The sequence below is a fragment of the Nonomuraea sp. NPDC004186 genome (assembly GCF_053603495.1).
In genome coordinates this window covers 1-11,114 of sequence record NZ_JBSGFQ010000221.1, presented here as the reverse complement: position 1 = coordinate 11,114, position 11,114 = coordinate 1, and the positions used below count along the sequence as shown (strand labels likewise).

General features: G+C 74.0%; 13 protein-coding genes. 5 read left to right on the top strand and 8 right to left on the bottom strand.

Annotated elements, in window-relative coordinates; translation table 11 throughout:
• Both ACWEPL_RS63765 and ACWEPL_RS63760 read left to right on the top strand, forming a co-directional pair.
• A partial coding sequence (locus ACWEPL_RS63765; protein WP_452442660.1) for a phosphotransferase occupies positions 1-786 on the top strand: 786 nt, incomplete at its 5' end.
• A gap of 33 nt (positions 787-819) precedes the next feature.
• Complete coding sequence (locus tag ACWEPL_RS63760) at positions 820-1,047, top strand: tautomerase family protein (protein WP_363968838.1); 228 nt, start codon at positions 820-822, stop codon at positions 1,045-1,047.
• 15 nt (positions 1,048-1,062) lie between these two features.
• On the opposite strand, the gene ACWEPL_RS63755 is transcribed toward ACWEPL_RS63760, so the two are convergent.
• From ACWEPL_RS63755 to def, 5 genes are all read right to left on the bottom strand, one after another.
• Entirely contained in the window at positions 1,063-1,410 is a 348-nt protein-coding gene (locus ACWEPL_RS63755; protein ID WP_355199057.1) for an MmcQ/YjbR family DNA-binding protein, read from the bottom strand.
• Between the two features lie 10 nt (positions 1,411-1,420).
• On the bottom strand, positions 1,421-1,837 hold the full coding sequence (locus ACWEPL_RS63750; protein WP_350734769.1) for a CBS domain-containing protein: 417 nt from the start codon (positions 1,835-1,837) through the stop codon (positions 1,421-1,423).
• A gap of 85 nt (positions 1,838-1,922) precedes the next feature.
• Positions 1,923-3,344 (bottom strand): pyridoxal phosphate-dependent decarboxylase family protein, encoded by a 1,422-nt coding sequence (locus ACWEPL_RS63745; RefSeq protein WP_452442658.1) that lies wholly within the window; start codon positions 3,342-3,344, stop codon positions 1,923-1,925.
• On the bottom strand, positions 3,337-3,957 hold the full coding sequence (locus ACWEPL_RS63740) for a helix-turn-helix domain-containing protein (protein WP_363968834.1): 621 nt from the start codon (positions 3,955-3,957) through the stop codon (positions 3,337-3,339). Before ACWEPL_RS63740 ends, ACWEPL_RS63745 begins: the two co-directional genes overlap by 8 nt.
• A 7-nt stretch (positions 3,958-3,964) precedes the next feature.
• Positions 3,965-4,504: a peptide deformylase gene (def, locus tag ACWEPL_RS63735; protein ID WP_363968832.1), complete on the bottom strand. Its 540-nt coding sequence runs from the start codon at positions 4,502-4,504 to the stop codon at positions 3,965-3,967.
• Between the two features lie 146 nt (positions 4,505-4,650).
• On the opposite strand from def, the gene ACWEPL_RS63730 reads away from it, so the two are divergent.
• Positions 4,651-5,445: a class I SAM-dependent methyltransferase gene (locus tag ACWEPL_RS63730; protein ID WP_452442655.1), complete on the top strand. Its 795-nt coding sequence runs from the start codon at positions 4,651-4,653 to the stop codon at positions 5,443-5,445.
• Between the two features lie 46 nt (positions 5,446-5,491).
• On the opposite strand, the gene ACWEPL_RS63725 is transcribed toward ACWEPL_RS63730, so the two are convergent.
• Positions 5,492-6,007 (bottom strand): hypothetical protein, encoded by a 516-nt coding sequence (locus tag ACWEPL_RS63725; RefSeq protein ID WP_363968828.1) that lies wholly within the window; start codon positions 6,005-6,007, stop codon positions 5,492-5,494.
• Positions 6,008-6,075: 68 nt separating this feature from the next.
• On the bottom strand, positions 6,076-7,002 hold the full coding sequence (locus ACWEPL_RS63720; RefSeq protein WP_350734758.1) for a hypothetical protein: 927 nt from the start codon (positions 7,000-7,002) through the stop codon (positions 6,076-6,078).
• A 130-nt stretch (positions 7,003-7,132) separates the two neighbouring features.
• Here ACWEPL_RS63720 and ACWEPL_RS63715 point away from each other — a divergent pair, with 130 nt between their 5' ends.
• Together ACWEPL_RS63715 and ACWEPL_RS63710 are read left to right on the top strand one after the other, a co-directional pair.
• Positions 7,133-8,068, top strand: a complete 936-nt coding sequence (locus ACWEPL_RS63715; protein WP_452442653.1) for a GNAT family N-acetyltransferase — start codon at positions 7,133-7,135, stop codon at positions 8,066-8,068.
• 36 nt (positions 8,069-8,104) lie between these two features.
• Positions 8,105-8,878: an arylamine N-acetyltransferase family protein gene (locus ACWEPL_RS63710; RefSeq protein WP_363968824.1), complete on the top strand. Its 774-nt coding sequence runs from the start codon at positions 8,105-8,107 to the stop codon at positions 8,876-8,878.
• A gap of 13 nt (positions 8,879-8,891) precedes the next feature.
• Here ACWEPL_RS63710 and ACWEPL_RS63705 read toward each other — a convergent pair whose 3' ends face one another.
• Positions 8,892-10,967 (bottom strand): LuxR C-terminal-related transcriptional regulator, encoded by a 2,076-nt coding sequence (locus tag ACWEPL_RS63705; RefSeq protein ID WP_452442651.1) that lies wholly within the window; start codon positions 10,965-10,967, stop codon positions 8,892-8,894.
• Between the last annotated feature and the right edge of the window lie 147 nt (positions 10,968-11,114).

Here is an 11,114-nt window from a genome sequence, read left to right as displayed (position 1 = left end):
CGCCCCGCCGGGGGGGGGGGGGCGTTGGACCCGGCGGCGAGCGCGCGGGGGGCGGCGGGGGTGGCCCAGTCCCACCGCCGGGAGCTCGCGGACGCCCGGCGGCTCCCCGCCGGGGCGCCGCCCCCCCGGCTGCTCCACGCCCATGACGACGGCACGTGGGTGGCCCTGGTGTTCGAGGACGTCGAGGGACGGCTGCCGGCCCAGCCGTGGGTACGCGACGAGCTCGACCGGGTGCTCGCCGCCGCGACCGGGCTGGCGCGGGTGCTGACCCCGTCGCCGATCGACCCGGCCGTGCTCGCCCGGCCACGGCTCGGCGGGTGGCGCGCGCTGGCGGACGAGGGCGGCGCCATGCCGTCGCGGTGGGCCGGCGATCATCTGGACGAACTGGTCGCGCTGGAGGAGGCGGCCGCGCCGTACCTGGCGGGTGAGACGCTCCTGCACGGAGATCTCTATCCGTTCAACATCATGCTCACCCCGGACCGCGTCCTCGTCGTCGACTGGCCCCACGCGTGGGTCGGGGCCGCGCACTGCGACGTGCTCACCCTGCTGTCGAGCGCCTCGCTGAGCGGGGTGGACCCGCAGCCGTTCGCCCAGCGGCATCCGCTGACCCGCGACCTTCCCCCGGAGGCGATCGACGCCTTCCTCGCCACGCACGCCGGCTTCCTGCTGCGGCTGGCGGCCGGCGCCGGGCCGGGCGCCGATCGCCACCTGATCGACATGGCCACCGCGCTGGGCAAGGCGTCGCTGCACTGGCTGCGACGGCGGCTGGCCGGGTTTGCCCCTTAGGCGCGGGGGCAGGTCCGCTGGAGGAGGGAAGCCATGCCGCTCATCAACGTGAAGGTCATCGAGGGCGTTTTCAGTGCCGCTCAGAAGGCCGAGATGGTGGAGAAGCTGACCGACGTGATGGTCGCCATCGAGGGCGAGAACATGCGCCCGCTGACCCTGGTCATCGTGGAGGAGGTCAAGAGCGGCGACTGGGGCGTCGGCGGGAAGCCGATGACGACCGCCGAGGTGAGGGCGATGGCCGCGGGCCTGCGACCCCGTTGAGCTGCCGCGGGCGAGTCACAGGGCCTGGGCCTGCTGTTCCAGGCGCACCTTCTTCGGCACGCACATCCGCCACGCCTCCAGGACCAGCTCCCGCATCTCGGCCGGGTCGAGGGCGTCCATGCGCGCCACCACCCAGTTGAAGCGCAGGTCGGACTCTCCGGGCATGAGGAACTTGTCCGGCTCGGCCGCCACCAGCGCGGCGCGCTCCTCCTTCGGGAACCCGAAGCCCATCAGCGTCTCGTCGCGCGAGAACGCCACGTAGACGATCTTGCCTACGCGGAACTTGACCCGGTCCCGGATGAGGTGCTCCGACGAGCGGGGGAGCGTGCGGGCGAACTGCCGTACATCGTCGACTGTGAACACGGGGCAAACGTTACTGGTTGCCCTCCGCGGCCGAAATGTCGGCGAGCGCGGAGTGCGGGTCGCGCTCCAGGGCCAGGTCGCCGAGGCTGACGATGCCGACCGCGCGGCCGTCCTCCAGCACCGGCAGGCGGCGGACGGCGTGCGAGCGCATGATCCGCACCGCCTGGTCGATGGTGGTGTCGGGGTCGATGGCCTCGACGTACGGGCTGCACGCCTCGCGTACCGGCGTCTGGGAGGACTTCTCGGCCGCCACGACGCGCACGGCGATGTCGCGATCGGTGATGATGCCCTGGATCCGGCCGTTCTCGTTGACGATCACGGCGCCGGTGTCGTGGTCGCGCATCAGCGCGGCCGCGACGGACACCGGCTGGTCGGCCTCGACCGCCGCCGGGTGGGACGTCATCACCTCTGCCACGGTGTCGGCCATGGGGATCCTCCTGCCTGATCGGTCCCCGACCCCCTACCCCGGCGGATGCGCGGCTCACCGGCCTTTGCCGGGTCTCTGCGTTCGGCTAGAACGTCTTGGCCGCCAGGCGGATCTCCTCCAGCAGGACGGTCAGGTCCCGCTCGGTGGTGTCCGGGTGCAGGAAGCAGGCGCGCAGCGCGTCGCGGCCGCCCAGCCGGGTGCCGGTGATGAACGCGTTCCCGCGCGCCTGAACCGCGCCCGGGATCGCCCGGTTGAGGGCATCCAGGTCATCAGCGTCCGACCTGTCCGGGCCGGGCCGGTAACGGAAGGCGGTGATCGAGGTGGTGACCGGAGCGAGCAGCTCGAAGTCGGCGGCCTCCTCGACCATGGCGGCGAGCGTGCGGGCCAGCCCGGTCGTGTGGTTCACCAGGCGCTCGACGCCGGAGCGGCCCAGGTGCGACAGCGTGGCCCAGGTCTTCAGCGCGCGGAACGGGCGGGTCTGCTCGGGCCCGTACTCGGAGAACCACCCCAGATCGCCCGCGTTGTCGTCGATCAGGTACGACGGCACCAGGCTGAACGCGGCCCGCGCCGCCCCCGGGTCGCGCAGCAGGGCGCAGCCGCAGCCCACCGGGACGCCGAGCCACTTGTGCGGGTCGAGGGCCAGCGAGTCGGCCCGCTCCAGGCCCGCGTAATGCGGCGCGGCGCCGTCGGCCAGGACGCCGAGCGCGCCGTACGCGCCGTCCACGTGGAACCAGAGCCCGTGCTCGGCGGCCACGTCGGCGATCTCGTCGAGCGGGTCGACCGCGCCGGAGTTGACGGTGCCCGCGCTGCCCGCCACGCAGAACGGCCGCAGGCCCGCCCGCAGGTCCTCCTCGACCATGGTGCGGAGCGCGCCCACGTCCATCCGGTACGCGCCGTCCACCGGGACCACGCGGACCTGCCGCGATCCGAGGCCGAGGAGCTGGGCGGCCTTGTGCAGGCAGCTGTGGCCCTCCTCGGTGACGTACATGACCATGGGCGGCCGCCCGGACAGGCCCTCCTCGCGGGCGTCCCAGCCGTCGGCGAGCGCGGCCCGCTGGCGGGCGGTGGCCAGGCAGATCACGGTGGCCATGGAGGCGCCGCTGGTCAGCAAGCCGCCACCCGGCGGGTGCGGGAAGCCGACCAGCTCGGCCAGCCACCGCACCACCGCGCGCTCCAGGTGCGGGCCCGCGTGGTCGCCGCCGGCGCAGCTCGGGTTGAAGGCGGCGGCCAGCGGCTCGACGAGCACGCCCGCGGGGTTGGGCGGGGAGTTCACCCAGCCGAAGAAGCGGGGGTGGCCGTTGCCCATGGGGTACGGCAGCACATGCGTACGGGCGTCCTCGAGCAGCTCGCCGAGGGGCCGCCCGCGCTCGGGCAGCTCCTGACCGCTCAGCCAGGCCCGCTCGGCCTCCGGCACGGGCCGCCACACGGGCCGCTCGCCGAGGCCCGCCAGGTGCTCGGCGGCGATCGCCGCCGCCGCGGCCACGTCGGTCGGGTGGAGATCAGCCATCGGAGGGCTCCTTCCAGGGGTCGTGCTGTCCGGCGCCGCCCAGCTCCATGGCGAGGTAGTAGACGCAGTCGTCGGCGCCGTCGTTGGCGAAGGCGTGGCGGCAGTCGCCGGGGTAGTAGGCCGAGTCGCCGGTCGCCAGCTCGTACGGCCTGCCGTTGATCGTCAGCCGCAGGCTGCCGCGCTCGACCGCGAGGTACTCCCGCGACCCCGGCGCGTGCGGCGCGAACTCGCCCGCGTCCACTCCGGGCCCGAGGGTCGTCCGCATGAACTCGAACTCCACGTCCCCGAGCACCGGCGACAACACGCGGCGCTCCCAGCCGGACGGGTCGCGCAGGACCCGCTGCCCGGCGTGGCGCAGCACGCGCATCGCCGAGTGCGCCGGCTCGTCGAGCAGCCGGCCGATCGACGTGCCGAGCGCCGTGGCCAGCCGGTCGAGCACCAGCACCGTCGGGGTCTTGGCGCCCCGCTCGACCTCCGAGACCATGCTCCGGCTGATGCCGCTCAGCGTGGCCAGCCGCTCGACGGTCAGCCCGCGCGCCCGCCGCTCCGTGCGGATCCGCAGCCCGAGCTCGGCCATCGACAGGCCGCTCGACAGGACCCCTTCGCCTTCCATTCCTCCACTATAGCGGTGCTTTGTCCGCGATAGTGGAACGGGCCTCCTCGTAGGCGGCCAGCACCCGCTTGCGGCGTTTGGCGGGAAGGCGGTCGATGTACAGGTAGCCGTCGAGATGGTCGGTCTCGTGCTGGAGGCAGCGGGCCAGCAGCCCCGTCCCCTCGACCGTGACGGGCTCCCCGGCGGCGTCGAACCCGTGCACGGTGGCGTGGTCGGGGCGGGGGAGCGGCGCGTACTGGCCGGGCACCGACAGGCAGCCCTCGTCGTCCGCGTCGAGATGGCGCTCGCCCACCCCGGGGAGCTCCAGGGTGGGGTTGACGACGACGCCCTTGTGGTGCTCCCCGTCCGCGTCCGGGCAGTCGTAGATGAACACGCGCAGGGCCACGCCGATCTGGTTGGCGGCCAGGCCCACGCCCTCCGCCGCGTACATGCTCGCGAACATGTCCTCCACCAGCGCCGCCAGCGCGTCGTCGAACCGGGTGACCGGCTCGCACGGGTGATGCAGCACCGGGTCTCCGACGTGCACGATCGGCCGGACCTCTCCCACGACCAACGCCTCTCTCCGAATTTGCGAACGTTTCGCAACAAAGTTTACGGTCTCTTCGCCGTCTCGATATTCAAGACGTTTCTTCTTGGATGATGAGACCAGCGCTAGAGTGATCGGCGTCGGAGCGGAGACGAAGGAGTTTGCCGATGAACGCCGTGTACACGCATGGCCACCATGAGTCCGTGCTGCGCTCGCACCGCTGGCGCACCGCCGAGAACTCGGCCGCGTACCTGCTGCCCCACCTCAAGCCGCACATGAAGGTGCTGGACGTGGGCAGCGGCCCCGGCACGATCGCCGCCGACCTGGCGGGCCTGGTCGGCCACCTGACGGCGTCGGAGGTGACCGAGGAGGCGCTCGAGCTGTCCAGGGCCGAGATCACCGCCAGGGGGCTGGACAGCGTCGACTTCGCCGTCGCGGACGCGCACGCCCTCGACTTCCCCGACGACACGTTCTGCGTGGTCCACGCGCACCAGGTGCTGCAGCACGTCGGCGACCCGGTGCGGGCGCTGCGGGAGATGGGCCGGGTGACCAAGCCGACCGGGTACGTGGCGGCGCGCGACAGCGACTACGCGGCGTTCGCCTGGTATCCGCTGCTGCCGGAGCTGGACGAGTGGATGGCGCTGTACCAGAGGCTCGCGCGGGCGAACGGCGGCGAGCCGGACGCGGGTCGGCGGCTGCTGTCGTGGGCCAGGGCGGCGGGCTTCACCGACGTCACCGCCACCTCCTCGACGTGGTGCTTCGCCACGCCGGAGGACCGGGCCTGGTGGGGCGGGATGTGGGCGGACCGCATCCTGGGCTCCGCCATGGCCGAGCAGGCCCTGTCGACCGGCGCGGCCACGGAGGCCGACCTGCGGCGGATCTCGCAGGGGTGGCTGAAGTGGGCGGAGGCCGAGGACGGCTGGATCTCCATCGTCCACGGCGAGATCATCTGCCGCGCCTGACGACGCCCGCCGCCACGGCGCGCGTCCCCGGCACGCGCCGGGTGGGTCACAGGCCCAGGGTGTGGGCCCGCTGCCACTGGGGGTCGCGGTAGAGGACCATGTCCGAGCCGATCATCTCGTCCGGCGCCGACAGCATGGTGATCTCGCCCGCGGCCTGCATCTCCAGCAGCAGGTCGCGTACCCGCGGGCCGACCGGCAGCCGTCCGGCGGGCAGCCCCATCCCGGTCCGCACCGCGTCGGCGGCCTCCGACAGGTGGAACGGGCCGTCGAAGTTCGCCACGATCCCGCGTACGACGGCGATCGTGATGAGGTGCTCGGCCTCGGCGTAGGCGAGCTGCCAGATGACCTGCTCCTTGCGGCCCCCGGTGGCCGCGCACGCCGTGCAGCCGTGCGTCAGCCCGGGCGCCATCTCCTCCTGGCCGGATCCGAGGCAGACCGAGCACAGGCCGTTCTCGGCGGCGTGCAGCTCGGCCGTCATCCGCCCGGCGAGCACGGCGCCGCACTCACAGGCGAACGCGTCACCCAGGATGCCGGTCTGCGGGGAGATCGCATGCGTCGTCACCGGGCCGACTCTACCGCCGCCCGCCGCCGTCCCGGGCACCCGGCGCACCCCGGGCCACCCCCGGACCGTCAGCCGCGCAGGTCCGCGAGCCCGTGCAGCCGGCGCAGGGCCTTGCGGGCCGCGGCGGCGACGCGCTCGTCGGGGTGGTGGTCGATGAGCACCCGCAGCACCTGCCCCGTCCACGGATGGTCCCCGAACGCCAGGATCGCGATCGTCCCCGCCTGCTCCTCCGCGTCCATCCCCATGGCGATCGACTCGATCACCTCGCCCGCCTCGCCCCCGAACTCCAGCAGCGCCGCCGCCATGTCCACGAACACCCAGGCGATCTCCTCCGGGGCGGCCGGGCGGTCGTCACGCTCCGTCCTGGTGGCGATCACCGCCCCGAGCCCGGGCTCCTCCAGCAGCCCGGCCAGCGCCCGCTTCCCCTCCTCGCCGAAGTCCGACGACAGCAGCTCCACGCCGACCGCCCGGCTGAGCGGGCTCACCGGGGCCAGCGCCGAGGCGATCTCGGCCACCGCCGCGTCCGGGTCCCGGCCCTTGAGCCACCCGGCCAGCTCCTCGCCGCGTTCCGTCTCCGGGTAGGAGCGCAGGCCGTGCAGCAGCTTGGTGGCGTCGGCGTCCGCGAGCGACCCGATGACCGGCACCTCCTGCCCGGTGGTCTCCGCGATGATCAGCCGCGCCGCCCACAGGCCGAGCCAGCTCAGCGTGTACGGCTCCGCCTGGCGTACCAGGCCAAGCCCGGTCAGCACCTCGGGCACGGCGCCCGGATGCGGCTCGCGCGACAGGAACATCCTGATGAGCTCCAGCAGCAGCCCCTGGTCGGCGGCCAGCCGTTCGCGGCAGTGGCCCGCCCAGAAGGTCAGGACCTCCGCGTCGGAGCCCTCCGGCTTCAGCTCCTCGGCCAGGGGAGCGGCACGGACGGCCGCCGCGAGCGTGGCCTCCTCGGGCAGCCGGATCGGGGGCTGCAGGGGCAGGGTGTCGTCGTAGGACCTCACGAGCCCATCCTGTCGCGATATTTCCGCTACAGTGCCCCGTGACGCCGAAAAGTCGGAAGAAAGGAGGGGCTGAGATGTTCGGCACTACTTCGGGCACTCGCTGTGCCCGCTTCTACTTCTCGGAGGAATTGTGCTTTTCCGTCCCGCGGTCGAGGACGATCTAGACCGCCTGCTCGGCTGCGTCGTCGACGAGTTCATCAGCTGGGCACATCCCGAACGCCTGCTCTCGTTCCTGGAGAGCGGCAACTACCGATACGACCGCATCTGGCTCGCCGTCGCCGACGACGGTGAGATCCTGGCCCGCGCCGTCTGGTGGAGCTTCCCCGACGGCGACAGGCCCCTCGCGCTCGACTGCGTGTACGTCCATCCGTCGGTGGACGATCGCGTGGGGCTGGCCGCGGAGCTGCTGCGCCGCGCCCACGACGCGTACGGGCGGGCGATCGAGTACCACGTGTTCGTCACCCGCGGCTGGCGCGACCACCCGAAGGCATCGGCGGCCATCGCCTGGCGCTGGGAGGCGGCCGGCCGCGCCGGGCTGACCGAGGAGCTGGAACGGCTCCGGTACGAATGGACGGACGGGCCCGTCCCCGAGCCGTCCGACCGGCTCGTCTTCCGTGGGGATGACGACGACGAGGTGTTCGTGGAGGCGTTCCGCCGGGTGGCCGTCGGTACGCTCGACTTCCACACCCGGCAGGCCCTGGGCACCATGGACCCCCTGGAGCAGGCGCGCGAGGACGTCCGCGACAACCGGTCCATGCGGGGCGACCGGTCGTGGTGGCGGCTGGCGTACGACAAGAGCGGGGATCTCGTCGGGGTCGCCCTGCCCTCGGCCAACGACGGCGGGCCCGTGGTCGGCTACCTCGGCGTGGTGCCCGAGCACCGGGGCCACGGGTACGTGGACGACCTGCTCGGCGAGATCACCCGCGTCCACGCCGAGCGCGGGGTCCAGCGGATCCTGGCGGACACGGACTCCGGCAACATGCCGATGGCCAGGGCGTTCGAACGCGCCGGCTATCACAACTTCGCCATCAGGCTCGTCCTGTCGGCGAATCCCGTGAACGCGTGATGCGGGCGGGCCGTCGCGTACGAGATCGTCGATCTCATGACATGGGACATCGACAAGCTCGATCTTGAGGCGTACCTGGCCAGGATCGGACACGGCGGCCCGCTCACGCCGACATATGAGACGCTGCGCGCGCTGCACCTCGCGCACGTGCGCTCCATCCCCTTCGAGAACCTCGACGTCGTCCTCGGCCGGGGCATCGCCCTCGACGTTGGCAGCCTCCAGGACAAACTCGTCACGGGCGGGCGCGGCGGCTACTGCCACGAGCAGAACCTGCTGTTCGCCGCCGCGCTCGAACGCCTCGGCTTCGTCCTGACCCGGCACCTGGCCAGGATCCGGCTGGGCCGCCGCCACCTGCCGCGCTCGCACGCCACGCTCACCGTCGAGGCGGACGGCCGCACGTGGCTGGCCGACGTGGGCTTCGGCGGTGAGGGGCTGGTGGTGCCGATCGCCTTCGAGGACGGGGCGACGGCGCGGTCCGGCCCGTGGGAGTGGCGGCTGGGCCGGGACGGCGACTTCCGGGTGCTGCACGCGGGCCCGGCCGAGCTGTACGCGTTCCGCCCGGACGAGCCGCACTATCCGAGCGACTTCGAGGTGGCCAACTTCTACGTCGCCAACAGCCCCCGCTCGCCGTTCGTCCACCACGTGCTGGCCCAGCGCACCACGGCCGACGCCCGCGTCCGCGCCGAGGACCTGGCGGCGAGCACGGCCGCGGAGCTGGCCGAGGGGCTGCGCGAGCGCCTCGGGATCGAGATCACCGAGGAGGACGCCCGCGAGTTGCTGCCCGTGCTCCAGGCCGACCTCACGGGCTGACTCATGGGCTGACTCATTGGCCGGGCTCGTGCGCCAGCACCTGCCTGGTCAGCTCCACCCGGCTGTTCACCCCCAGCTTGGCGAACGCGTGGCGGAGGTGGCTGTCGACCGTGTGCGGCGACAGGAACAGGGTGGCCGCCGCCTCCCGGTTCGTCATGCCCTGGGCGACGAGCCGGACGACGCGCAGCTCGGAGGCCGTCAGCGCCGCCCACCCGCGCCCTGTCACCTCCCGCCGCACTCTTCCCGCCGCGGCCCCGCACGACCGGTAGACCTCGAAGGCCTCCTCCCGCCGCCCCGCCTCCTCCAGGGCCGCCGCCAGCCCGAGCGGCCGCGGGGCGCTCCGGTACAGCTCGACGGCCTCCTCCAGCCTGCCCTCCGCGTGCGCGAGGCCGGCCGCGAGGGACGTGACGCCGGGGTTGCGGCGGGCGAGGTCCCGCACGCACGCGACCACGCGCGGATCCGCCCGCCACCGCGCCGCCGTCCACGGCTCCTGCACGATCAGGTACGCCAGGGCACCGCCATAGAACGGGCCTCCATCGGAGACGCCCGTGCCCGCCGCCTCGCCGAGGAGATCGCGCCCATGGGAGGTGTCCGTCACCTCGCCGAGGAGCTTGCGGCCATGGGCGGCGCCCGTCGCCTCGTCGAGGAGCTCGCGCCGCCACCGCAGCTCCTCGGACACCAGGCCGGGCCCCTCCCCGGCCATCTCGCGGCCCTGATCCAGGTATCCACGCGCCGCCTCCGTCTCGTCCCGGAGGAGCGCCACGTGGCCGAGCACGCCGAGCAGCGCCGGGGCCAGCGCCATCGCCGAGAGCTGCCCGGCGACCCGCAGCCCCGCCTCCGCCTCGGCCGCCGCGTCGTCGAGCCGCCCCCAGGCCAGCAGCAGCTCAGCCCTGAACCGGTGCAGCAGCGGCAGCGCCCACGCCGTGCCCAGCCGCCCGGCCTCCCGTTCGACCACCGCGTACAGGCTCTCGGCCTCCTCGAACCGGTCCAGCGCCACCATCGCCGCGCCCAGCCACAACCGCGGATGCCGGTGGGCCGCCTCACCGCCCGCCGCGTCGGCCAGCTCGACCGACCGTTCGGCGTGCCGCAGCGCACCGTCGAGGTCGCCCCGGAACAGCGCCACGGTGGATCGCGCCTCCAACCCCACCACCTGGGCGAACACCTCGCCCTCCGCGACCGCGCCGGCCGCCGCCTCAGCGGCCGCGTCGATCTCGCCGGTCATCATCAGCGCATGGGCCCGTACGGCCAGCAGCCGCGCCCGCTCCCGACCCGGCACGCCCGAGCGGCCCAGCACCTGTCCGGTCCGCCGGATGACGCCCCGGTCGTCGCCGATGTGCTTGAGCGCCTCGGCCAGCCCGAGCGCGACCCCAGCCTCCTCGGCCGCCGTGAGCGGTACGCCGAGGCGGTCGGCGAGCTCCCTGGCCTCACCCAGCCGCCCCGCCGAAGCCAGCAACCGTACGGCCCCGGCCACCAACGGCGCGGCGTCGCGCGTGGCCTCCGGAGCGGTGCCTCGCGTGGCCTCTGGCGCGGGGTGGCGCGTGGTCTCCGGCGTAGTCTTCGGCGTGGTCTCCGGTGTGGTGCCTTGCGTCGCCTCCGGTGCGATGTCGCGGGGGTGGGCCAGTTCGAGGGCACGCAGCATCAGGTCGGCGGCGGCCGAAGGGGCGGCGGCCGTCATCTCCTCGGCAGCCGCCCGCAGCTCCCGGACCGCCGCCGCGTCCCCCCGGCGGGCGCCGTGCCTCAGGTGCTCGGCCAGCTCGGCGGGCGGCCGTCCTTCGGCCCGCAGCACGGACGCCGCCTCCCGGTGCAGCGCCGTCCTGATGGGCGCGCCGAGCCCGCCGTAGACGGCCTCCCGGATGAGGTCGTGCCGGAACGCCAGCCGATCCCCCTCACCGACGAGCGCGCCCGCCCTCACGGCCTCCTCCACATGCCCGAACAGCGCCCCCGCCGTCACCCCCAGCACCCCCGCCGCCTCGTGCACCGAGAACGGCCGCCGCAGCACGGAGGCCGCCTCCAGCAGCCGCCGCGCCTCGGCGGACAGATCGCGCAGCCGCCTCTCGACCGCCGCCACGAACCCGGCGGGCAACGCCACCCCGCCACCCGCCCCGCCACCCGCCCCGCCACCCGCCCCGCCACCCGCCGGGCCACCCGCCCCGCCACCCGCCCCGCCACCCGCCGGGCCACCCGCCGGGCCACCCGCCGGGCCACCCGCCCCGCGACACGACGCGCCACCCGCCCC

Bases quoted from the DNA above. Each gene is read 5' to 3' on its own strand.
- ACWEPL_RS63730 (WP_452442655.1), top strand. From the start codon at position 4,651: ATGAACGCCGTGTACACGCATGGCCACCATGAGTCCGTGCTGCGCTCG.
- ACWEPL_RS63745 (WP_452442658.1), bottom strand. From the start codon at position 3,344: ATGGCTGATCTCCACCCGACCGACGTGGCCGCGGCGGCGGCGATCGCC.
- ACWEPL_RS63750 (WP_350734769.1), bottom strand. From the start codon at position 1,837: ATGGCCGACACCGTGGCAGAGGTGATGACGTCCCACCCGGCGGCGGTC.
- ACWEPL_RS63710 (WP_363968824.1), top strand. From the start codon at position 8,105: ATGACATGGGACATCGACAAGCTCGATCTTGAGGCGTACCTGGCCAGG.
- ACWEPL_RS63740 (WP_363968834.1), bottom strand. From the start codon at position 3,957: ATGGAAGGCGAAGGGGTCCTGTCGAGCGGCCTGTCGATGGCCGAGCTC.
- ACWEPL_RS63760 (WP_363968838.1), top strand. From the start codon at position 820: ATGCCGCTCATCAACGTGAAGGTCATCGAGGGCGTTTTCAGTGCCGCT.